General features: G+C 61.8%; 16 protein-coding genes. 6 read left to right on the top strand and 10 right to left on the bottom strand.

What is annotated here, in order from left to right:
• Positions 1 to 3: 3 nt before the first annotated feature.
• The 3 genes from FGF54_RS18250 to iolD are packed head-to-tail and all read right to left on the bottom strand — an operon-like array spanning position 4 to position 3579.
• Positions 4 to 816, bottom strand: coding sequence for an SDR family oxidoreductase (locus FGF54_RS18250; protein WP_142780668.1), 813 nt, complete (start codon positions 814 to 816; stop codon positions 4 to 6).
• Complete coding sequence (iolE, locus tag FGF54_RS18255; protein WP_142780669.1) at positions 813 to 1706, bottom strand: myo-inosose-2 dehydratase; 894 nt, start codon at positions 1704 to 1706, stop codon at positions 813 to 815. The genes FGF54_RS18250 and iolE overlap by 4 nt, the downstream gene beginning before the upstream one ends.
• Before the next feature lies 1 nt (position 1707).
• Positions 1708 to 3579 carry a 3D-(3,5/4)-trihydroxycyclohexane-1,2-dione acylhydrolase (decyclizing) gene (gene iolD, locus FGF54_RS18260; RefSeq protein WP_142780670.1) on the bottom strand — a complete coding sequence of 624 codons (1872 nt, stop codon included), beginning with the start codon at positions 3577 to 3579 and terminating at the stop codon, positions 1708 to 1710.
• 105 nt (positions 3580 to 3684) lie between these two features.
• Between iolD and iolG the strand changes: the two genes are divergently transcribed.
• The 6 genes from iolG (at position 3685) to FGF54_RS18290 (ending at position 10012) form a co-directional block, all read left to right on the top strand.
• On the top strand, positions 3685 to 4692 hold the full coding sequence (gene iolG / locus FGF54_RS18265) for an inositol 2-dehydrogenase (RefSeq protein WP_142780671.1): 1008 nt from the start codon (positions 3685 to 3687) through the stop codon (positions 4690 to 4692).
• Positions 4693 to 4695: 3 nt separating this feature from the next.
• Complete coding sequence (locus FGF54_RS18270) at positions 4696 to 6126, top strand: NAD-dependent succinate-semialdehyde dehydrogenase (protein ID WP_142780672.1); 1431 nt, start codon at positions 4696 to 4698, stop codon at positions 6124 to 6126.
• Between the two features lie 27 nt (positions 6127 to 6153).
• On the top strand, positions 6154 to 6966 hold the full coding sequence (locus tag FGF54_RS18275; protein WP_142780673.1) for an HpcH/HpaI aldolase/citrate lyase family protein: 813 nt from the start codon (positions 6154 to 6156) through the stop codon (positions 6964 to 6966).
• On the top strand, positions 6967 to 7935 hold the full coding sequence (locus FGF54_RS18280) for a hydroxyacid dehydrogenase (protein WP_142780674.1): 969 nt from the start codon (positions 6967 to 6969) through the stop codon (positions 7933 to 7935).
• Positions 7928 to 9052 carry a Gfo/Idh/MocA family protein gene (locus FGF54_RS18285; protein ID WP_142780675.1) on the top strand — a complete coding sequence of 375 codons (1125 nt, stop codon included), beginning with the start codon at positions 7928 to 7930 and terminating at the stop codon, positions 9050 to 9052. The genes FGF54_RS18280 and FGF54_RS18285 overlap by 8 nt, the downstream gene beginning before the upstream one ends.
• A 75-nt stretch (positions 9053 to 9127) precedes the next feature.
• The gene (locus tag FGF54_RS18290) at positions 9128 to 10012 is read left to right on the top strand and encodes a MurR/RpiR family transcriptional regulator (protein ID WP_080854335.1); all 885 of its coding nucleotides are present in this window, start codon (positions 9128 to 9130) and stop codon (positions 10010 to 10012) included.
• A gap of 13 nt (positions 10013 to 10025) precedes the next feature.
• On the opposite strand, the gene FGF54_RS18295 is transcribed toward FGF54_RS18290, so the two are convergent.
• The 7 genes from FGF54_RS18295 to FGF54_RS18320 form a co-directional block, all read right to left on the bottom strand.
• Positions 10026 to 10781: a sulfite exporter TauE/SafE family protein gene (locus FGF54_RS18295; RefSeq protein WP_246666995.1), complete on the bottom strand. Its 756-nt coding sequence runs from the start codon at positions 10779 to 10781 to the stop codon at positions 10026 to 10028.
• Positions 10782 to 10838: 57 nt separating this feature from the next.
• Complete coding sequence (locus tag FGF54_RS18300; RefSeq protein ID WP_080854333.1) at positions 10839 to 11852, bottom strand: ABC transporter permease; 1014 nt, start codon at positions 11850 to 11852, stop codon at positions 10839 to 10841.
• 34 nt (positions 11853 to 11886) lie between these two features.
• Positions 11887 to 13422 carry a sugar ABC transporter ATP-binding protein gene (locus FGF54_RS18305; protein WP_142780677.1) on the bottom strand — a complete coding sequence of 512 codons (1536 nt, stop codon included), beginning with the start codon at positions 13420 to 13422 and terminating at the stop codon, positions 11887 to 11889.
• An 86-nt stretch (positions 13423 to 13508) separates the two neighbouring features.
• Positions 13509 to 14435, bottom strand: coding sequence for a substrate-binding domain-containing protein (locus FGF54_RS18310; protein WP_210247449.1), 927 nt, complete (start codon positions 14433 to 14435; stop codon positions 13509 to 13511).
• On the bottom strand, positions 14435 to 14764 hold the full coding sequence (locus FGF54_RS27310; RefSeq protein WP_168208182.1) for a hypothetical protein: 330 nt from the start codon (positions 14762 to 14764) through the stop codon (positions 14435 to 14437). The genes FGF54_RS18310 and FGF54_RS27310 overlap by 1 nt, the downstream gene beginning before the upstream one ends.
• Before the next feature lie 124 nt (positions 14765 to 14888).
• On the bottom strand, positions 14889 to 16967 hold the full coding sequence (pbpC, locus tag FGF54_RS18315; protein WP_168208183.1) for a penicillin-binding protein 1C: 2079 nt from the start codon (positions 16965 to 16967) through the stop codon (positions 14889 to 14891).
• A complete protein-coding gene (locus tag FGF54_RS18320; RefSeq protein WP_142780679.1) occupies positions 16964 to 22420 on the bottom strand; it encodes an alpha-2-macroglobulin family protein in 5457 nt (1818 codons plus the stop codon). The genes pbpC and FGF54_RS18320 overlap by 4 nt, the downstream gene beginning before the upstream one ends.
• Positions 22421 to 22509 lie beyond the last annotated feature (89 nt).

Genomic DNA, 22509 nt, shown 5'->3' on the forward strand with positions numbered 1-22509 from the left:
GCCTTATTCCTCCAGTTTTTTCGCCGGCACCGGCGCGTCGTCATAACCGCCATAGACCGATTGGTCGAAGGGGATCACGGCGCCGGTCATCATGCCGCTGTCGTCGGATGCCATCCACAGGATGGCGCGGGCTACTTCGAGCGGATCGAGAATCCGCCCGAACGGCTTTGCCGCCGCCGCACGGTCGATGAAATCGGGATCGCCGGTCTCGGAAAGGACGAGCTTGCGCTCGTGATCGGAATTCATCCAGCCGATATCGAGCTGGTTCACATGGATACGATGACGCATCAGCGAAAAGCCGGCATGGCGGGTGACCGTAGCAAGCGCACCTTTCGAGGCCGCATAGGGCGCGAGGAACGGCTGGCCGGTAAGCCCCGACATCGATCCGACATTAACGACACGACCCTCGATACCCTCGCGGATCATCACCTTCGCCGCATCCTGAATGAGAAAGAATGGCGCACGCGTATTTACCGCGAACATGCGGTCGAAAAGCTCGGGCGTTGTGTTCAGCATGTTGCCGCGATCCGTCAACCCCGCCGCGTTAACGAGAATATCGACCCGGCCGAAGCGTTTGTCCGTCGCCGGAATGATGCCGCGGACATCATCGATATTGCCAAGATCGGCCGCCACCATCTCGACCGGCACGCCTGATTTCTGCGTGATGGCATTCGCAACAGCCTGGCCTTTTTCCACGCCGCGCCCGACGATGACGATGCCCGCCGCGCCCGCCTGTGCAAACACCTGCGCAACGGCTGCACCCAACCCCTGGGTTCCGCCGGTAATAACGGCGATCTTTCCTTCAATACGGTTCATTTCACGACCTCATAACCAGCGGCGTCCATCACGCGCAGCAATTCCCTGTGCCCCTTGCGGGCCATGTCCAGCGGCGGATTCCTGACCGGATCCTGTTCTGCCTCGACCACAAACCAGCCCTGGTAACCTTTCGACGCCAGCGCCCTGACGATCGCCTCGAAATCCAGGCTGCCGTCGCCCGGCACGGTAAAGGCGCCCTTGATGACGGCATCGAGGAAGCTCTCCCGGTTTCTATCCAACCTATCGACAACCTCACGCCGGATGTCCTTGGTGTGGACATGGGTAATGCGCGCATGGTGGTTTTCGATGACGCGCATGACATCGCCGCCCGCAAAGGCCATGTGCCCGGCATCGAACAGCAGCGGAACCGAGGAGTGCTTCATGAAGAGATCGAGTTCCGCTTCGGTCTCCACGACGGCCGCCATATGATGATGGTAGGAAATCGGCATGCCCTGCCCCGCGCACCAGTCGGCAAAGTCGGACATCTTGCGGCCATAGGCCGCCATGCCGGCTTCGTCGAGCCTTGGCTTGGTGGCAAGCGGGGCGGAACGCACGCCCTGAATGGAGCGTGCCGTTTCACCATAAACGATGCAGGGCGCACCGGCGGCGATGAAGAATTCCATCTGCTGCGCGATACGGTCTTTCTCCGCCTCGATGTCGCCATCCAGCAGCAGGCCGGAAAACCAGCCACCGCACACCGATATGCCGTAGCGCTCGAGGATCGGCCCAAGCTCCGCCATATCCATCGGAAACCGGCGCCCGGTCTCCATTCCGGTAAAGCCGGCTTCGCTTGCCTGCCTCAGGCATTCCTGAAGGCTCACATCATCGGAAAGCTCGGCGAGATCGTCATTCCACCAGGCAATCGGCGCGATACCAAGTCTTGCTTTCATCTCAGACTCCCACTCGCTGCGCCTTGCGGATGTTTTCCTGCGCGGCGCGGGCGGCACGCACGGTCTCGAAGCTGGAGACGGAGGGAACACCGACATCCCAGTCGGCATCGCCCGGAACCCATTTCCACGCATCGGAAACGATGGAGATGACGGTCACGCCATCATTGCCCTGCGCCCAGATCATCGCCTCTTCAAGATCGGCAAGGCTCTCCGCCTTGCGTGCATGGGCACCCATCGCTTCCGCATGCTTGACGAAATCGACATGCAGCGGATTTTCCCGGTCCGCCACACGGCAATCGGTCAGCAGGTTGTTGAAGCCGGGAACGCCCTTGGCCTGCTGCAGACGGTTGATGACGGCATATCCGCCATTATCGCAGACCACCACGATCATCCGGTGCCCGGTAAGCGCGGCCGAATAAATATCCGAGTTCATCATCATATAGGTGCCATCCCCCAGCATGACGATGGGAACGCCGCCGGCACCGCCCGGCCCTTCCTGCGCCATGGAGCAACCCCAGCCGGCAGCGATTTCATAGCCCATGCAGGAAAAGCCGAATTCGCAGTCGAACGTATTCGGGTTCTTGACCCGCCATCCCTTGGTCACCTCGCCCGGCGTTCCACCCGCTGCCGCAATCAGCGTATCTTCGGGCCGCGCCACCCGATTCAGCACGCCAACCACCTGCGCATAGGAAGGAACCGGCGCATTGGTGACCCGCTGGTGTTCGTCCAGCAGATTGTCCCATTCGGCGAACAGTGTTTTGGCCCGCTGCATATGCGCGACATCGACCTTATACGCACCGAGCGCCTGGTCCAGCTCCTCAATGGTCTCAAGCGCATCGCCAACCACGGAAAGCGCCCGGTGTTTGACCGCATCGAAGCGGGCGGCATTGACGGAAATGAACTGCGCGTCGCGAGAGAAAGCCGTCCAGGAACCTGTTGTAAAATCCTGAAGCCGGGTACCGATTGCCAGCACGACATCTGCATCCTTGGCCAGCGCATTCGCCGAGGTCGATCCGACAATGCCGATAGGCCCGGCATGGACCGGATGGTGGTGGGTAAGCGCGCCCTTGCCGGCGATGGTTTCGACCACGGGAATGCCGCGCTTCGCGGCAAAATCGGCAAGGCGTTCTTCCGCCAGCGAATAACGCACGCCGCCGCCGGAGATGATGAGCGGGCGTTTCGCCTGCGCCAGCAGCCGGGCAGCGGCGGCCACGGCATCACGGTCCGGACGCGGCCGAGGGATTTTCCAGACCTTCGGTTCAAAGAAGACCGCCGGATAATCGAAAGCGATTTCCTGCGTATCCTGCGCAAGACCGATGAAGGCCGGGCCGCAATCGGCCGGATCAAGCATGGTCGCAACCGCCTGCGGCAGCGATTGCAGCAATTGTTCCGGCAACACGATCCTGTCCCAGTAACGCACCACGGATTTGAATGCATCATTGACGGTCAGCGTCGGATCGCCGAAATGCTCGACCTGCTGCAGAACCGGGTCCGGCAGGCGGCTCGCAAAGGTATCGCCCGCGAGAAGCAGAACGGGCAGCCGGTTGGCCATGGCGACGCCGGCAGCGGTCACCATGTTCAGCGCCCCCGGCCCTATCGATGTCGCGGCGACCATGATCTGCCTGCGCCGTTTTGCCTTGGCAAAACCGATTGCGGCGAGCGCCATGGATTGTTCGTTCTGCCCGCGCCATGTCGGCAATTGATCTTGCACCGTCTCCAGAGCTTCGGAAAGGCATGTGACATTGCCATGCCCGAAGATCGCGAAGACGCCCGCAAACAGGGGAACGCGCTCTCCATCGATTTCGGTAAACTGGTTGCACAGGTAACGTACTAGCGCCTGGGCCATGGTCAGACGTAAGGTCTTAGCGGTCATCTCGCCTCCTCCTGCGGATGGTTGTCGATATGTTTTTGGAATGCATATTGACAAATTCAATACTTTGCAATGATTATTGCCAAATACCTCGGGAGGAAAATTTCAATGCTGAGAATTGCAGTGCTTGGCGTGGGCCGTATCGGCCGCATGCATGCGGAAAACATCGTCGCCCATCCACGGGCGACACTGGCCGGTGTCTTTGATGTCTACGAGCCGTCGGCAAAAGAAATTGCCGAAAAGCTTGATGTGAGGAGATTTAAGTCAGCCGAGGCGGTTTTTGCCTCGCCCGAGGTCGACGCCGTGCTGATCGCCACCTCGACGCCCACCCATGCGGATCTGCTGGAAAAGGCGGTTGCCGCCGGAAAACCGGTGCTTTGCGAAAAGCCCATCGATCTCTCCCTCGACCGCGTCAACGCCTGTGCAACAAAAATTGCCGGCAGCGGCGTGCCGATCATGCTCGGCTTCGTCCGGCGATTCGACAGCGGACACCGCGCCGTGCGTGAGGCCGTCGAAAACGGAACGATAGGCGATCTGCATCAGGTCGTCATCACCTCGCGCGATCCCGGCATGGCGCCCGCCGCCTATATCGAAATGTCTGGCGGCATTTTCCGCGACATGACGATCCATGATTTCGACATGGCCCGCTTCATTCTGGGTGAAGAGATTACGGAAGTCTTGGCCACCGGCTCGCGGCTGGTCGACCCGGCGCTGATGGAAAAATGCGGCGACTACGACACCGTGACCGTGGTGCTGAAAACCGCTTCGGGCAAACAATGCACGATCGGCAACTCGCGGCGCGCGGTTTATGGCTACGATCAGCGGGTGGAAGCCTTCGGAAGTGCCGGCATGGCGATTTCCGAAAACCGGACGCTCAATCACCTGCGCCTCCACACCGAAGACGGCACCGACCGGGCAGCACCGCTGATGAATTTCTTCATCGACCGTTATGCCGATGCCTTCGCAGCGGAAATCAGCGCCTTCGTCGATGCCGTGGAACAGGGCAAGACGCCGGAGGTCGGCTTCGAAGACGGCCGGCTGGCCCTGCTTCTTGCGGAAGCGGCGATTCGTTCCGCCGCCGAAGGGCGCACCGTCAACACAAGCGAGATCGGGTAAGCCATGTACGCGAATTATGGACTTTTCATCAACGGCCGCTGGCTTGCCGGCACTGTGACGGGCGAAGTCATCTCTCCTGTCACCGGCGCGGCGCTGGGCGAGGTGACGCTTGCCACCGCCGATGAGACCCGCGCGGCGATCGAAGCGGCGGCAACCGCCCTTCCAAAACTGCGCGCCATGGGCGGCTTCGCACGCGCCGAGGCGCTGCATCGGGCCGCCGATGAAATGTTGCGCCGTGCCGAGGAAGGCGCGAGAATGATCGCGCTGGAGACCGGCAAACCGATTGCCCAGGCGGGCCGCGAATGGACGCTTTCCTGCGACCAGTTCCGCTGGTTTGCCGAAGAAGCGCGCCGCATCTATGGCCGCATCATCGACAGCCGGGTGCCCGGCGGACGGTTTGAGGTGACCCGCGAAGCCGTCGGCATCGTCGGCGCTTTCACCGCGTGGAATTTCCCGGCCGCGCTTCCAGCGCGCAAGCTCGCCCCGGCGCTCGCCGCCGGCTGCCCCGTCGTGCTGCGCCCCTCATCCCAGACACCGGGCGTCGCGATGGTCATGGTCGACTGCCTGAAGGCAGCCGGCCTTCCCGATGGCTCCGTCAATCTGGTTGTGGGTTCGACAGCCGATACCTATGGCCCGATCATGGCGGACAAACGCGTGCGCAAGGTGTCGCTGACAGGCTCCACCCGGGTCGGCCAGCAAATGATCCGTGACGCCGCGCAGACCGTGAAGAAGGTGTCGATGGAACTAGGCGGCAATGCGCCCCTCATCATTTATGACGATGCGGATCTCGACAACGCGCTCGATCTTGCGGTGCCCACCAAATTCGCCAATTGCGGCCAGGTCTGCGTCACGCCGGATCGCATCTTCGTTCACGATAGCCTGCACGACGCATTCGTCGACGGTTTCGTGGCCCGCACGGCAAAGATAAGGCTCGGTGACGGGCTTGATCCCGATACCGGCATGGGTCCGCTCATCAATGCCGGCCGTCTTGAGGACATCGAGGCGGTGGTCGCCGATGCCGTACACGCCGGCGCAAAAATCGCCCATGGCGGCAAACGCCCGCCGCACCTGAACCACGGCTTCTTTTTCGAGCCCACCGTGCTGACCGGCGTGACGGACACGATGAAGGTTTTTGCCGAAGAAAATTTCGGTCCGATTGCCGCAATCACCCGCTTCAGCACCGAGGAAGAGGTTCTGGAGCGGGCTAACGCCTCCGACATGGGCCTTTCCGCCTATGCATTCACCCGTTCCCCGGACAGGGCACGGCGAACGGTAGCGGCGCTTAAATCCGGCATGGTCGGCATCAACAGCTTCGCTCTCGCCGCATCCGAAGCGCCGTTCGGCGGTACGAACCATTCCGGCATGGGGCGTGAGGGCGGTATAGAGGGGATAAGCGATTATCTCGAAACCAAACTCGCCCAGATCGTCTTTTGAAGACGAATATTCTTGCAGGAGAAAATCATGCGGAAAAACAAACTGAAAGAAATCTGGGCCGAGGGACGTCCGGTGCTGCATGGCTGGCTGTCGATTGCCAGCCCGTTCAGCGCCGAAATCATGGCGGCGCAGGATTACGACGCCATCTCCATCGACATCCAGCACGGCGCAGTCGATTACAAGGATGTGCTCGGCATGTTCCAGGCGATGCGCGCCTCCGACAAGGTGCTGATGGCGCGGGTGCCCTGGCTCGACCCGTCCTGGATATCGAAGGTTCTGGATGCGGGCGCCTATGGCATCATCTGCCCGATGATCAACAACCGGGCGCAGGCCGAGCAATTCGTTCGTTACATGCGCTACCCCCCGCTCGGGGAACGCAGCTTCGGCCCCACCCGCGCCGTTTACGCCGCCGGCGGCAATTATGCCGCGGAGGCCAATGACGAGATCCTCGCCTTTGCGATGATTGAGACGGCAGAGGCGATGGACAATCTCGAGGAGATCGCCTCCACCCCCGGCCTCGACGGGATTTATGTCGGCCCCGCCGATCTCAGCTTCTCGCTTTCGAAAGGGCAATTGACGCCCGCCTTCGACCGGGAAGAGCCTGAAGTCATCGACGCCATCAGGCGCATCCTCGATGCCTGCCACCGCAACGGCATCAAGGCGGCCCTCCATTGCGGCACGGCGGATTACGCGGCACGCGCGGTGGAATGGGGTTTCGACATGACGACCGTATCCGGCGATTCGCGTCTTCTGGCGGCGGCGGCAGCGGAATCGACCACTACCTGGCGCCGGCTGGTGGATAAGACCGCCAAAAAAACCGATGGCAAAGGGGGGTATTGAATGCCGAACCTTCTCGTGGCCGGAAAACTTCATCCTTCCGGCGAGGCGATGCTGCGCGATCTGCCCTCCCTCGGCTTCTCCGTCCGCTATATCGAGGATGTTTCCGAAGCCTCCTACGCGCCCTTCATCGAAGAAGCGGATGCGATCGTCATCCGCACGCAACCGCTCTCGGCGGCCACCATTGCAAAAGCCGGACGGCTGAAAGTGGTGTCCCGCCATGGGGTGGGTTACGATAGCGTCGATCTTGCCGAACTCAACCGCCGTAACATCGCGCTCACCATCGTCGGCGACGTCAATTCCGTCTCCGTCGCCGAACATGCAATGATGTTGCTGCTGGCGGCTGCAAAGCGGGCCATACTCGCCGACCGCGCGGTTCGTGAACCGGGAGAATGGAGCTGGCGTAACAGGCTGGAGCAGCAGGAAATATCCGGCAAGAACCTCCTCATCCTCGGTTATGGCCGGATCGGGCGGCATCTTGCCAGAATGGCGTCGGGTTTCGGCATGCATATCCGCGCCTACGACCCCTATCTCCTGCAAGCGGGATGGCCCGAGGGGCCGACAAGACCCGTATCGCTGGAAGAGGGCCTGCCCTGGGCCGACTATATTTCCGTGCATATTCCCAAGGGAGCAAGCCCGGCAATCGGGGCCGCGGAAATCGCACTGATGAAACGTGGCGTCGTGCTGTCAAACACCGCCCGTGGTGGGGTGGTCTGCGAAAAGGCGCTCGGCGAAGCGCTCGCCTCGGGTCATGTCGGTGCGGCGGGGCTTGATGTCTTCGATGACGAGCCGCCGGAAAGCTCCTCCCCGCTACTGTCGCAGTTCAACACCGTCCTGTCGCCGCATATTGCCGGGCTTACGACGGAATGCGGGGAGAGGATGGCCATCGCGTCCATCCAGAACGCCGTCAATTATCTGAAAGGGACGATCGATCCCGGTCTCATCGTCAATCCGGAATTTGCCCATGTCTGAAAAACCCGTTCTCCGCGTCGGCCTCATCGGCACCGGCTTTATGGGCAAAGCCCACGTCTTCGGTTTCGCCTCCGCCCAGAAAGTGTTCGATCTGCCCTACCGGATCGAATTACACACCGTTGCCGACATCACCGAAGATGCAGCTACAAGGGCGGCGGCGGATTTCGGCTTTGCCCACTCCACGGCGGACTGGCGCAGCATCATCACCGATCCGGATATCGACCTCGTCGATATCACCGCGCCGAACGCGCTGCACAAGGAAATGGCGCTTGCCGCCATTGCCGCCGGCAAACACGTCTATTGCGAAAAACCGCTGGCACCGCTTGCCGCGGATGCCGGCGAGATGGCCGCTGCCGCGGCTGCGCGTGGCGCCAAAACGCAGGTGGGCTTCAACTATCTCTGCAATCCCATGCTGCGGCTGGCGCGGGAAATGGTGGCGTCAGGTGAACTCGGCAAGATACGCGGTTATCGCGGTCTGCATGCCGAAGACTATATGGCTGACGCCTCCGGCGCCTTCACCTTCCGTCACGATCCGGCCGGTGGCGGCGCGCTTGCCGATATCGGCTCTCACGCGCTTGCCACCGCCGAATTCCTGCTCGGCCCGATAACCGAGGTGATGGGGGATTGCGTGACGCTGATTGCCGAGCGGCCGGATGGCAGGGGCGGAACACGCAAGGTTGAGGTGGACGATGTGGGCCGCGCCTTCCTGCGCTTCGCCAATGGCGCGCAGGGTTCGGTTGAAGGCAACTGGATCGCCACCGGCCGCAAGATGCAGCATGATTTCGAAATCTATGGCGACAAGGGTGCGCTTTATTTCACGCAGGAGCGCTTCAACGAGCTGCATTTCTATTCCGCCGCCGATCCGGTCGGCCGTCGCGGCTTCCGCAGGATCGAGGCTTCGCCCGATCACGCGCCCTATGGCCGCTTCTGCGTGGCGCCCGGTCATCAGCTCGGCTTCAACGACCTGAAAGCCATTGAGATCGAAGGTTATCTGAGGGCGATCGCGGGAGAGGCGCCAGAGCCTTTCGGTTTTGCCGCCGGCCTGCGCATCCAGCGCCTGGTCGAGACGATCCAGCGCTCCTCATCCGCACGGCAATGGATGGAGGTCGCCGCCTGAAATCCCGGATTGAGCGACGGGCTGCGGGACTCCATGCCCCTTGGAAAACCGCAATAAATATTGCAAGATCACACCATGAAGCAACAACCGCAGCCCGTCGACCCTCCGAAAGATTACGAAGAACTGATCCGCCTCATTCATGATCGCCATGATCAGATGAGCAAGACCTATCAGCGGATTTCCGTCTATTTGACGCAGAACCCGAATGAAGTCGCCGTGCATTCGGTCAATACCATTGCCGAGCGGCACAACATCCACGCCTCCAGCTTCGTGCGGTTTGCGCAGTCGCTGGGCTACAAGGGTTTCAAGGAGCTGCAGGCGCTGTTCCAGAAACGGCTGGCGACGGCGGCTCCGGGTTTCGAGGCGCGCGTGCGCGCGCTCGACGATGAATTGCAAAGCCGCGAGGACCGCTCTGAATATGGTTTCCTTCACGATCTGGTGGTGCGGGACATCGCTTCCCTTCAGGATCTGCTCGAACGCATCAGTGCCGAACAACTCGGCACCGCCGCGGACCTCATAGAAGCCGCCGGCACCGTCTATCTCGTCGGCCAGCTGCGCTCGGCACCGGTGGCGGAACTGCTGCGCTACATCCTCACCATGCTCGGCAAGCAATGCATCCTTCTCGATCCGGGCGGCGGCCTTGCCACCCATATGGCACGGACGATGAAGACCGGTGACGTGCTGATCGCCGTATCCTTCCGCTTTTATGCGACGGAGGTGGTGAATATCGTCGAGGAAGCGGAAAAGATCGGCGTGCCGACCGTTGCGATTTCCGACAGCACCCTGTCGCCGCTGGCAAAATCGGCAAAGGTCCTTTTCGCGGTTCCCGAACATGATTACAGCTTTTCCCGGTCTCTCGCCGCGCCCATGTGTCTTGCGCAGGCTCTGGCCGTCGCCGTGGCCGCACGCGTTCAGAAAAACGAGACCGCGCCGCGCATTCCGACCGTGACGGGCCTCTAGGCACCAAAACCCCTTAAAGTCCCGTCACGCCGTCCCAGATCAGCTTCACCGCCACCAGCGCCACGGACACATAGGTCAGGGGATAAAAGATCGAGGCGCGCATGTGGCGCACCGTCCAGGCGCCGAGCCATGTGGAGGCGATCGCCAACGGCACCATCAGGGCGGCACGACCGAGATTCTGCGCGCCGAAACCGCCGAGAGCCGCATAGGGCACGAGTTTCAGGACATTGGTGATGGCAAAGAACATCACATTGGTGCCGGTGAAGACCTTGGGATCCATGCGAAGCGGCAGCAGATAGACCTGCAGCGGCGGCGAACCCGCATGGGCGACGAAGCTGGTGTAACCCGCAAGCAGACTCCAGAACCGCCCCGCCATCGGCCGCTCCTTCGCAACCGTCACCAGAACGCCTCTTGAAAGAACCACGCGCAGCACGAACACGGCCGAAACCAGGCCGACGATCAATCGCACCACGGCATCCGAGGTTATCTCGGCGGTCATCCATCCGAGCCCGATGCCAACGACAGCCGCCGGCAGAAGCTGGCGCATGATCCGCCAGTCGACCCAGTTGCGCCATGCCGCCACCCCGACCATGTCCATGACGACGAGGATTGGCAGCAGGATGGCGGCGGCCGTGACCGGCGACATCACCAGCGCCATCAGCGGCACGCCGAGCAGGCTCATGCCGCCGAGCCCGCCCTTGGAGAGCCCGACCAGCACGACGGCGAGCACGGTGACGCCCAGTTCCAGAGGAGAGTTGAAAAGGCTCAAGTGCATCTCCCCGGCATTGCCGCCAGCACCCCTGCCGAGATGCCGTACATATGGATATCAGCCCTTCCGAAGGCGGGCTTTTTGACGGTAGACATCAGCAACGACCGCGCTGACGATGATCAGTCCCTTGACGATCTCCTGATAGTAAGCATCCACGCGCAGGAATGTGAAGCCCGACATCATCAACCCCAGGATCACGGTGCCGATGACGGTGCCGAAAATGCGGCCACGGCCGCCCGAGAGCGAAGTACCGCCGATGACCGCCGCAGCGATGGCGTCCAGTTCGTACATCATACCCATGCCGGCCTGCGCCGTTTCCGCGCGCGCGGCGGTGACGATGCCGGCAAGGCCCGCGAGCAGGCCGGCAATGGCATAGACCTTGACCAGATGCAGCGGGACATTGATGCCGGACACCCGGGCCGCCTGCATGTTCGCCCCGATCGCATAGGTGAACTTACCGTAACGCGTATAGCGCAGGGCAATATGGAAGGTGACGGCGACAAGCAGGAAGATGACGACAGGCCATGCGCCGGAGCCGATCGAAGCAAAGCTTTCGGTCGGGAAGGAAATCGGCTGGCCCTTCGTGTACCATTTGGCGATGCCGCGCGCGGTGACCATCATGCCGAGCGTGGCGATAAATGGCGGTATTCCCGTCACCGCGATGAGCGTGCCGTTGATGATGCCGGCGATCAGGCCGAGACCGAGACCGACGGCCAGCGGCACCACCACGGGCATATCGGTCAATGCGGGATAGATCGCCCTGGCGAAATCGCTGCTCTGGGCGAAACTCATGGCGATCATCGCCGTCATCGCCACCACCGACCCCGAACTGAGATCGATGCCGCCGGTGATGATGACCTGGGTGACGCCGACAGCGATGATGCCGACGACGGAGACCTGCAGGATCATGATCGTCAGACGCTGCGGGCTCGCTAGAAAACTCTGCCCCTGCACGAACCATCCGAGCAGCTCGAACACAAGGGCGACGCCGATCAGCACCGTCAGAATGTTCAGTTCCTGCGGCAGCCTGCGCCTTTTCCGTTCGACCGGTTCGATCTGTATGCTTTCCATAATTGTCCTCCCCGGCATTGTCGCCGTCGCAGCCCTAGCGGGCCGCCAGTTCCATGATTTTGACTTGGTCCGCTTCGGCGCGATCGAGAATCCCGGTCATGTGCCCCTCATGCATCACGACAATCCGGTCCGACATGCCGAGAACCTCCGGCAGTTCCGAAGAGATCATGATGACGGCGACGCCTTCCTTCGCCAGACTGGAAATCAGGCGGTGGATTTCCGCCTTCGCGCCCACATCGATGCCACGTGTCGGCTCGTCGAGAATGAGGATTGCGGGCTTGGTCAGAAGCCAGCGGGCGATGAGCACCTTCTGCTGGTTGCCGCCGGACAGGTTCTCGATACGCTCGTCGAGATCGGGCGTCTTGATCCGCAGCGCCTTCTTCATGTCGTTGCAAAGCGTCGTCAGTCCGCGCTCATCGACATAACCCATCGTTGCGTGGCCATTCCGGAGGGCGGCGATCTGCATGTTTTCGAGGATCGAGAGCGGCAGAAAACAACCGGTATCCTTGCGATCTTCCGTCAGGAGCGCCATGCCCTCGCGCATCGCATCTGCGGGCGAACGGATCGTTACCGGCCCGCCATTGATGCGGATTTCCCCTTCGCTTGCCGGCACCACACCGAAAATCGCCTCCGCGACATTGGAGCGGCCGGAGCCCACCAGCCCCGCCACACCGAGGATTTCGCCGCGATGCAGATCGAAGGAAATATCCCGGAAAACCCCTGGCAAGCCAAGATCACGGACCTCGAGAACCACGTCGCCGATCGATGCCTCCTGTTTGGGAAACATGTTGGTAATCTCACGGCCAACCATCATTCTTATGATGTCGTCCCGCGTGACATCGGCGCTCGCATGGGTTCCGACATATCGCCCGTCGCGGAACACCGAGAACTCGTCGGCGATCTCGAACAGCTCGTTCATCTTGTGGGTAATGTAGACGATGCCGATATTGCGCGACCGCAGGTCGCGGATGATATCGAAAAGGTGTGCGACCTCGGACTCCGTCAGGGCCGATGTCGGCTCGTCCATGATGAGCACGCTGGACTGGTAACTGACGGCCTTGGCGATTTCGACCATCTGCCGTTGCGCCACCGTCAGCGTGCTGACCTCCGCCGCCGGATCGATATTGATCTTCAGCTGTTCGAACAGCGCCTTTGTCTCAGCAAGCATTTGCGCATGATCTATGAGGCCAAGACGGTTTTTCGGCTCGCGGCGAATCCAGATATTTTCCGCCACCGTCATCCAGTCCATCAGGGCCAGTTCCTGATGGATCATGGCGATGCCGCGCTCCAGCGCATCGCGCGGACTTTTGAGGCGAACTTCTTCCCCCCGCAGCCGAACGGTGCCAGCATCGGGGCTGTAAATTCCGGCGATGATCTTCATGAGCGTCGACTTGCCGGCGCCGTTTTCACCCATCAGCGCATGCACGGAACCGGGACGCAGCCGGAACTGGACGTCATCCAGTGCGACGACGCCCGGAAACTCCTTCCGCACCCCCTCGATTTCGAGAAGATAAGGTCCAATAGTCTGCTTGAAGCGTTCGATCGCCTCTAAGGTGGTCGTGGAAATCATATCTCACCCGTCCTTTATCCGGCCATCGGCCGGGCCGTGATTTGCCATGCCGGCGACCGGGGAAACGCCCGGCCGCCGGCCGCAAATCAGTTGCTGGACTTGTATTGAGCGACATTGGCGGGGGTGACGAGTTCGAAGGGTACATCCACCTTCTGCTCGAATTTTTCGCCGCGCGCGATTTTCAGCACGGCTTCGAGAGCCCCTTCGCCCTGGCCCTTGGCGGACTGATAGACCGTAACGTCGAGATCACCCGCTTCCATGGCCGCCAGCGCGTCCTGTGTCGCATCGACACCGGCAACGACGACGTCTTTCATGCTGATGCCGGAGGATTTGAGCGCCTGAATTGCGCCGAGCGCCATCTCGTCATTGTTCCCGAGCACGATGCTGGGCTTCATTCCGGATGTGATCCAGTTCGCCATCAAATCCATGGCCGGAGTGCGCATCCAGTTCGCGGTCTGTGCGTCCAGCACCTTGATGCCTTTGCAGGCATCGCTTTTGAGGACGCGTTCTGCGGCAGCAGTACGGCCGCGCTGGCCCGTGGTGCCGAGCTGGCCCATCAGAATGACAGCCTCGCCCTTGCCGCTGGCAAGCTTGCAGACCTCGGTCGCCTGCAATTCGCCGGCCTGTTCCTCATTGGAGCCGACCCATGCCTGCTTTTCCGGGAATTTTTCCATATTGGCCGGAAGCATGTTCACGAAGACCAGCGGAATGCCCGCCTGATCGGCGATCTTCGACATGGCCTTGCCGGAATCCGCATCCACCAGCATGGTGATGATGCCATCAACCCCGGCCGCCACGAAGTTTTCGATCTGCGACTGCTGGCGGGCGATATCGCCCTGCGCATCTTCCATCTGAACTTCAACGCCGAGGTCCTTGGCGTGGCGCTGGATATTGTGACGCAATACGGTCAGATAATTATCGTCGAACAGCGACATCGCCACACCAATTTTTTCGGCATGGGCGGCACTTGCCATCAGGGCGCAGAATGCGGTTGTGATTGCGATTTTTTTGATCACGAGATTTTCTCCTCCTCTTTTTCCCGCACGTGACGAATGTGTGCGACCATCCAAACCGACGCTTCCCGGCCATCTCCAGGGCATGACTTCGCCTTGACGGATGCAGCACAATCCGCCTCGAGCGAGGTCATGTCCTTTCGATCAGCCGAAACGGCAGCACCGTTTGCGCGCAGCTTCAATGCCGCGCCCGTCTCTCCCATGCGGCCGGCATTTTCCGGCTGCAGTTTCAACATAACGGGATGGAACGGGATTCGCAACAAAAATTGCAGAATTTTTATACGGCAATAAAATTTCCAAAATCTCTCTCGCGGACCCATGGCCATCATATGTCGGCAAGATGGCTGGAGGGGCGCCAGTACCCGGTGCCCACGGCTTCGCCGTCCGCAACCGCGCGACTATGTTCCTTTTGAAGAAGACCGGATGAAAGCGGGCACCGTCAGGCCGCAAAATTTACTCGACGAAAACCCGCACGCTCGAGGCGCGGCCATCGGCGTCGATCACCGTGAGTGTGGAAAATCCCTGGCCTTCCGGCCGCCATTCGCTGTTGCGGCGATGGGACGCGTTCGGCAGAGGCAAACCATTGGCGAGCCAGCGGAAAGGTGCGCGCCCGCCCTGCAGCTTCAGTACCAGCGGCGAGATACCCGACTGGCCGGAAAGCTCCACGCGCGCGCCTTCCGGCGGGTAAACGATGCGCGGGGCACTTTCACGTCTTGAAGCAGAAAGCAGGCCGCTGGCCGTCGTGGTGAACCGCCGCTGGTTGGCGGGGAGGTCATTGACCGCGATCCGCGCGACACCGGAAGGTGCGGCCGGCATCGGCGTGATCGCCACGCCGGATTTTTCGAAAGCCTCGAACAGGATCGGGGCGGCCGTCGCATAACCGGCAATGCCCGGCACCGCGCCGTTGTCGGCCCGGCCGACCCAGACGCCGACCACATGCCGCCCGTCATACCCCACCGACCAGGCATCGCGATAGCCATAGCTGGTGCCGGTCTTGTAGGCGATGCCGCGCTGTTTCATGCCGAGCGGCGGCAGCACGCCGGAGAGGATGTCGGAGATGTTCCAGATCGCGGCATCGGAGAATAACCGGTCGCCCTCCAGCCGTTCCGGGTCCGAGCGGACGCCGTCTCCAAGCCGCACGGGATCGCCGCCGCCGGCAAGCCCTGCATAGAGCTGCACCAGATCGACCAGCGAAACACCCGCACCACCAAGGGCGATGGCAAGCCCGGGCGCTTCATTGGCGGGAAGCACGAGTTTGACACCCACCCGCCGGAACCGCACCATCAGCGCCGAGGGGCTGACCGCATCGAGCAGCTTGACGGCAGGCACGTTGAGCGACAGTTGCAGCGCCTGCCGGATGCTGACATCGCCCTGATAGTGCATGTCGAAATTGCGCGGCCTGTAACCGGAAAAGTCGGCCGGACGATCCTCGATGATGGTTTCCTGCCCGACAAGGCCGTCTTCGAAGGCAAGGCCGTAGATGAATGGCTTGAGGGTGGAGCCCGGCGAGCGAACGGCCCGGCTCATCTCCACGAAACCGCGTCTTGCCGTATCGAGATAATCCGCCGAGCCCACTTCCGCCAGAATATCGCCGCTCTGCGCATCGGCCATGACGATGGCGACGGAGACCCTGTCGCCGAGCTTTTCCGCCGCGTGGCGGGCGACACCCTCCAGCTCCCGCTGGATCGGCAGCTTCAGCGTGGAGCGCACCTCGGCAGTATTCGGGAATTTCACCCGTGCGGCGACGGCCATATGCGGCGCATAGGCCGGCAGGTCCCGCCGGTTGGCGGGCACATTCGCAAGAGCCGACCGTTCCGCCTCCCCCTCACCCATCACGCGTTCCACGGCAAGCCGTTGCAGCACCCGCTCCCGCGCCTGCTTCGCCGCCTCCGGAAAACGATCCGGGCGTCGCTTTTCCGGCAATTGCGGCAACGCCACCAAAAGGGCCGCCTCCGCCGTATCGAGCCGGCCCGGTTCCTTGCCGAACCAGGCGAGGCTTGCGGCGCGAATGCCTTCGAGATTGCCGCCATAGGGCGCGATATTCAGATAGAGATCGAGGATTTCCGCCTTGCTGAGCCGTCTTTCGATCTGGAGCGCACGCGCGGCCTGCAGGAATTTCGCCGAAAACGAGCGGTCGGCGCGCGGCTCGATCAGCCGCGCCACCTGCATGGAAAGCGTCGATGCGCCGGAAACGATCCGGCCGTTGCTGGCCAATTGCCAGGCGGAGCGCAAAAGCGCCCAGGGATCGACGCCGTGATGCTCATAGAAACGCTGGTCTTCATAGGCCACCAACATGCGCAGGAACTGTGGGTCGACTTCGGCGGCCGTGGTTTTCAGCCGCCAGCGGCCATCGGGTGTCGCAAAAGCGCGCAAAAGCTTGCCGTCACGATCCAGAACCTCGAAGGATCGTTGCTGCGCAGCGTCCAGCGGCGGCGGATAGGCCTTGTCCAGCGCATCGAGACCGAAGGCCGCGCCTCCCATAAGCAACGCGGCCGTCATGATGCCGACAATGATCGCCTTCTTCCGCCTCATGGGTTTGCCGAGCGCACCTCCATGCGGCCGGTTGCCGTTCGGGCGGCAAATTGCGGCCGGTACATATCCTCAACCGAAGCTGCCGGATGATCGTAGGTGCCGGGGGTGACGGCACGGACCACATAGGCCAGCGCAATTTCCGAACTGTCGCCGGCCGAGCGGTCGAAGGCCGCCACGAAACGGTCGTAGCGGAATTCCGTATGCGCCGCTTCCGTTTCCGGCAGCCAGTCGAAATTCGAAAGCTCAGCCGAATTGACGAGGCTCGGATTGTCGATTTCGAAACCGGAGGGCAGCAGGTCCGTCACCAGAATGCGCGACTGCCAGTTATTCTGCGGCACCACATTCAGCACCACGACATAACGCTCGTTCTGGACCACCTCGCTCGGGTTCACCTCCTCGCCATCCATGGAATAATAGGTGCGGGTGATGGTGAAGCCTTCGCCGCCGGCGGCAAGCGGCTGCGCCGGCGGCGCCACCGTGGTGACGACGGCCGTGACCGGATCGGCCGAGGCATTGGCGATCTTCAAGGGTGCGGCCAGCAATTCGTCGCCGCTCATCCGCTTGCCGAAGCCGCCGGTCTGCAGATCGCCGTTCACATCGAGACGGATATCCTTGTCCTCGCCTTTCACGGCGCGGGCGGCAAGCAGCATCCATGCCTGTTCCTGGGTGCTGGTATAGGGCTTCTTTTCCCATTCCTTGGCCACCGCACCGGCAAGCTGCGGCACGACGGCCGGAACCGGCCGGCTTTCCGCCGCAAGCGCCAGCGTCGCCGCGCCATCACGCAGGGCGGAGCCATAATCCGAGCGCGAGAAGCTGACATTGGTGGTGCGGCTTGCCATGTCGAGCGAAGCGCCGAATACGGCCTTCGAACGGGCCTGATCGCCATAAAGCGAAAGGGCGGCGGCAACCTGCGCCTTGGCGAGCGGTGTCGGGAAATCGGCAAGCGCCGTATCCGCATAATAACGCAGATCGTTGATCGCCGCCTTGCGGTTGCGCGCCAGCACATAAAGCGAATAGGCGATCTCGTTGCCGCGATCCTTGACATTGCTGTCATAGGAAAGACCGTTTTGCAGGTTGTTCAGCGCCTGCACCATGGCGGCTTCGGGAACATCGTAATTCTGCTCGCGGGCGCGGGTCAGGAAGTCGCTGATATAGGCATCGAGCCACAGATCGCCGTAACCCGGCGACCAGAGGCCGAAGCTGCCGGAACTCGACTGGAAGGACAGCACGCGGTAGATCGCCTCCTGCACCCGCCGGCGGGTGTCGGGGTCTTCTGCAAGGCCGCTATCCTTCGTCAGTTCCGAAACGTAAAGCAGCGGCAAAGCGCGGCTCGTCGTCTGTTCGGCGCAGCCGTAGGGATATTTGTCCAGCATCATCACCAGCGCCGGAATATCGAAAGCCGGCGAGCGCGTGACATTGACCGCGACGGACGAGCCCAGAAGCATGCTGTCGGCCAGAAGATCGCCGTTGATCGTCAGGCTGCTATTGGGCGCGATCTTGATTTCGCGCCGCGTCGTCACCGGCAGAACGGCCGGACGTACGGGAACGTTCAGAACCTGCTCCAGTGAAAGACCGGCGGCATTGGAAACCTTGATGGTGATCGCGCCATTGCCGGGCTGTTCGCCCGTCAGCGGGACCGTCAGCGAAGACTTGCCGCCTTTCTGAAGCGCGAGAGTTTGCGACATCTCACCCTGATCGACCGTCAACGCGGTATTGCTGGTCACATCCAGCCGATAGTCGCCGGCCTCGCCATCCGTATTGGCGATATCGAGCCGCAATTGCGAGACATCGCCGGGGGCGAGGAATTTCGGCGCGCTGGCCGTGACGACGACAGGATCGCGAATGATGGCATCGGAGACGGCATGTCCCACGCCTGTCTTCGTCCAGGCCACCGCCATGATGCGGGCCGTGCCGTTGAACTGCGGAATATCGAAGCTGACCGTCGCCTTGCCGTCTGCGTCGAGTTCGACCGGACCGGCAAAGAAGGCCACGAGCTTTTCCGTGGGCGGGCTGCCCTGAAGGGCTGCCTGCCCGCCGTCGCCGCCGGTGCGCAGCCGGCCGGTGGCGCCGAGCGAACCGTCGATCAGGCGGCCATAGAGGTCGCGGATTTCCAGCCCCAGCCGGCGCTGGCCGAAATACCATTCATCCGGCTTCGGCGGCTCATAGCGGGTAAGGTTCAATATGCCGACATCGACGGCCGCAACGATGGCATAGGCCTTTTCGCCCACGTCGGCACCGGCAACGGTGATCGGAATTTCAAGCGGCTGGCGCGGCAGCGTTTTCTGCGGCGCACCGAGCGTGACGGCAAGTTTGCGCTCGGCCGGATCGACGGCGAGCCATTTGATGCCGATGGCGCGCATCGGCATACGGCTTTCCTGCGCATCGCCGGGACGGAACAGCGTGGCCGTCACATAAGCGCCCGCACCCCATTCCTCGGTGACGGGAATGTCGATCTCGCCGCCATCCTCGCCGATCTCGGCATTCTGCACGGCAATCAGCTTTTCCGAACCCGAAGTCACCATCAACTCGCCGGCAAAACGCGAGGAAACCTTGAGTTTGGCCGTATCGCCGATCTTGTAGCTCTGTTTGTCGAGAGCGATTTCCAGCGCATCCGGCGTTTCCGTCGAGCTTGCCTCGACATAAAAACCGGCATCGAACTCAACGCTGGAAACAGGCGCGCCATTACCGGCGCCCTCCACTTCCAGCCGATAGCGGCCCCAGGTGACGGGCACGGAAATCTCGCCGCCATTGGCATCGACCGAAAGCGTACCGGCTTCCTGCTGCTTGGTATATTCCACCGGTTCGTAACGCCAGGAATTGCCCTGACGATACCACTGATAGTTCCGCTCGACCTTGATGAGTTTCCAGGCCAGGCCATTCATCGCCTGTTTGGCACCTTCGGCGCTGACACCGATGATGTGGAAACGACCAACGGAATTCTGGGCGAGATCGCCCGAAAACTGCGGCTTGATGCCAATGACAGAGGCTTCCGCCTTGATGGGCAGCGTCAGCGAGCGCTCCACGGCGCGGCCGCCGGCCTCGCGCATGCGCACGGTGATGTTGGCGGAAAGAAGCTGCGTGGTGGACGGCAGGTCGGTCAGATCGACATTGAAGCTCGCCTTACCCTCTTCATCCAGCGCCGGCAGATCGGCAAGCGTGGTGCGGTTTTCCTCTTCGCTCTCCTCATCGGCCAGACCGAAGAAATAACCTTCGAAATCGGCGCTGGTGCGCGTCGGTTTGATGGCGACCTCGCCTTCCAGCGTCAGACCGGCAGCGGGCGCGCCATAGAGATAGCGGCCATTGACATCGATTGCCGTTTCCGCGCCAGGGTCGATCTGTTTTGCCTTGCTGGAAAGATCGAACTCGGTGCGGTCAGGCACGAAATCATCGACGAGGAAGCTCTTTTCGCTGATCGCAGGCGTTTTCGGATCGGTATGGATGCGCAATGTCCAGGTGCCGCGCATCGCATTTGCCTGCAACGGCAGATCGACCGCATGGCCGCCCAGCGCCTTGCCGTCGCTGACGAAACGCCGGTCCTCTACACCATCCGGGCGCGAGAAGATGAAGGTGAGCGGCAGATCCTCGATTGCCTTGCCGTCGACATCGCGGGCAAGGGCTGCGGCATGCACGGTCTCGCCGGCGCGATAGATGCCGCGTTCCGTCCAGCTGAACACGTCGATGGCGCCGGGGGCTGCCCGGCCCGTCACGCCGCGATCCGAAAGATCGAAGCCGGCGCGGGTCATGTCGAGGAAGACGTAGTCCTTGTCGCCGTTGCGCGCCGTCAGGATCGCAGGCGCCTGCGCCGCCGTACCGCGCATCAGGCCGGCCGAGAACACCGCGCGGCCGTCCGCATCCGTCTTCGCGGTGCCCAGCACCTCATTATTCTTGGCGAGCAGCTGCAAATCCACATCTGCCAGCGGCTTGGCGCTGCCAAGTGCACGGACAAAAACATTCAGACCATCGGTTCCGGCATAAGTGGTGATGCCGGTATCGGAGACCAGGAACCATTGCGTGGCGCGCGAATCCCAGGTTTCCGGCGCGGTGCCCGGCGGTACGGCGGTCAGCACATAGATGCCGGGCTTGCGCTCCGGCAGGGCCTCATCCACCGGGAAGCTCGTCACCACATCCTTGTTGAGATCGGGCTGGATATCGATCGAGCCCTGCCAGACAAGCTCGCCAATTTCGTTTTCGATACGGTCGGCATTGTAGCCGTCCATCTGCGTCAGAAACTGCGAGTTTGAAAGAAGCGAGGTGATGTTGCGGTCGCCGACGCGATAAAGCTTCAGGTCGGCCTTGTCGGCATTGACAGAGACGATTGGAATGCCGCGGCGCGCCGTGCCCGGCAGCACGAAATTCTCGCCGGTGAAGCGCACGCTGGCGGCGCGGTCACGCACATAGATATCGAGATCGACCTGCTTTTCCAGAGGCTCTTCCACCGAAGACGGCAGGCCGGCGCGAAACGCGATCTTGTAACGCTGGCCATGGGTCAGGCCTTCCACGCAAATCTCGCTGCCCTTCGCCTCGATGGCCTTGGGGGCTGCCCCATCCAGCGTGATGAACGAGGAGTAATCGACGCCGTTCTTCACCAGCGGCTCGGAAAACTGCACGCAGGCGCGCGGGCTGACGCTATCCGTATCCACGGTATTGTTGATGACGCGGAAACCCTGCCGGGTGCGCAGATCGGCATAGGCCGCTTTGGTCTGTGCATTGTCGGCAAGCGCGAGGCTTTCCTTATAGGCATTGAGTGCCGCGCGATAATTCTGGGTTCTTTCAAACGCCTTCGCCAGCCGGTTCAGGGCCTCGGTGCGGGCGCTGACCGTGCGGCTCAGCTGATAGGCATTGATGGCGGCGGAAGCGGCTTGTCCCGCTATCGAATAATTATCGGTGACCTGCGCGGCCTTTTCCGACAATTCCGCCCAGAGCGCGCCATCGTCGGGTGTGATCGCAAGGGCCTGTTTATAGGTCGTGACCGCATCGGGAATATTGCCGGCGGCGGCCTGCTGGCGCGCCGTCTGCACGAGAGCTTCCAGGCCCTGTTCGCCCTCACCCTCATTCGCCGCAAGGCCGGATTTCAGCCGGCGTGCTTCCTGCTGCAGGCTGTCGGTCACGAAGGACAGGCGCTGCGGCGCGCCGATATCGGCCTCCGCGGCCACTTCCACGATCTTGCCGGCAACCGCGCCGGGGAAGGCGTTCAGCTGATTGAAATCCGATTTGAGGAAGCACCATTTCACCTTGGGATTGTAGGTAAAGGCCTTGCAGGCGGTATCGCCGACGCAAATCTCGCCGCATTGCTCCAGCGAGACATTTTGCTCCGTCCTGAGATCGAAGCCGAAATAATCGCCATTTTGGGTCGTAACGACCTTGCGGGAGGGTTCCGCCGCCATGGCTGGCGGAAAAAACAGGGCGGTTGAGACCGCAACCAGCGAAATCCGGACGAGCGCGCGCAACGACATCAGTTTTCTCCCCGCAACAGACATGTCGGGCGGGACTCTGGTCAAATCCACGCATGGTTGTCAACGCATCTTCGTCAATTCGCGACACG

This window comes from Agrobacterium sp. T29, from assembly GCF_006970545.1.
In the GTDB taxonomy this organism is placed as follows: Bacteria; Pseudomonadota; Alphaproteobacteria; order Rhizobiales; family Rhizobiaceae; genus Agrobacterium; species Agrobacterium leguminum.

Bases quoted from the DNA above. Each gene is read 5' to 3' on its own strand.
- FGF54_RS18250 (WP_142780668.1), bottom strand. From the start codon at position 816: ATGAACCGTATTGAAGGAAAGATCGCCGTTATTACCGGCGGAACCCAG.
- iolE (WP_142780669.1), bottom strand. From the start codon at position 1,706: ATGAAAGCAAGACTTGGTATCGCGCCGATTGCCTGGTGGAATGACGAT.
- iolD (WP_142780670.1), bottom strand. From the start codon at position 3,579: ATGACCGCTAAGACCTTACGTCTGACCATGGCCCAGGCGCTAGTACGT.
- iolG (WP_142780671.1), top strand. From the start codon at position 3,685: ATGCTGAGAATTGCAGTGCTTGGCGTGGGCCGTATCGGCCGCATGCAT.
- FGF54_RS18270 (WP_142780672.1), top strand. From the start codon at position 4,696: ATGTACGCGAATTATGGACTTTTCATCAACGGCCGCTGGCTTGCCGGC.
- FGF54_RS18275 (WP_142780673.1), top strand. From the start codon at position 6,154: ATGCGGAAAAACAAACTGAAAGAAATCTGGGCCGAGGGACGTCCGGTG.
- FGF54_RS18280 (WP_142780674.1), top strand. From the start codon at position 6,967: ATGCCGAACCTTCTCGTGGCCGGAAAACTTCATCCTTCCGGCGAGGCG.
- FGF54_RS18285 (WP_142780675.1), top strand. From the start codon at position 7,928: ATGTCTGAAAAACCCGTTCTCCGCGTCGGCCTCATCGGCACCGGCTTT.
- FGF54_RS18290 (WP_080854335.1), top strand. From the start codon at position 9,128: ATGAAGCAACAACCGCAGCCCGTCGACCCTCCGAAAGATTACGAAGAA.
- FGF54_RS18300 (WP_080854333.1), bottom strand. From the start codon at position 11,852: ATGGAAAGCATACAGATCGAACCGGTCGAACGGAAAAGGCGCAGGCTG.
- FGF54_RS18305 (WP_142780677.1), bottom strand. From the start codon at position 13,422: ATGATTTCCACGACCACCTTAGAGGCGATCGAACGCTTCAAGCAGACT.
- FGF54_RS27310 (WP_168208182.1), bottom strand. From the start codon at position 14,764: ATGATGGCCATGGGTCCGCGAGAGAGATTTTGGAAATTTTATTGCCGT.
- pbpC (WP_168208183.1), bottom strand. From the start codon at position 16,967: ATGAGGCGGAAGAAGGCGATCATTGTCGGCATCATGACGGCCGCGTTG.
- FGF54_RS18320 (WP_142780679.1), bottom strand. From the start codon at position 22,420: ATGTCGTTGCGCGCGCTCGTCCGGATTTCGCTGGTTGCGGTCTCAACC.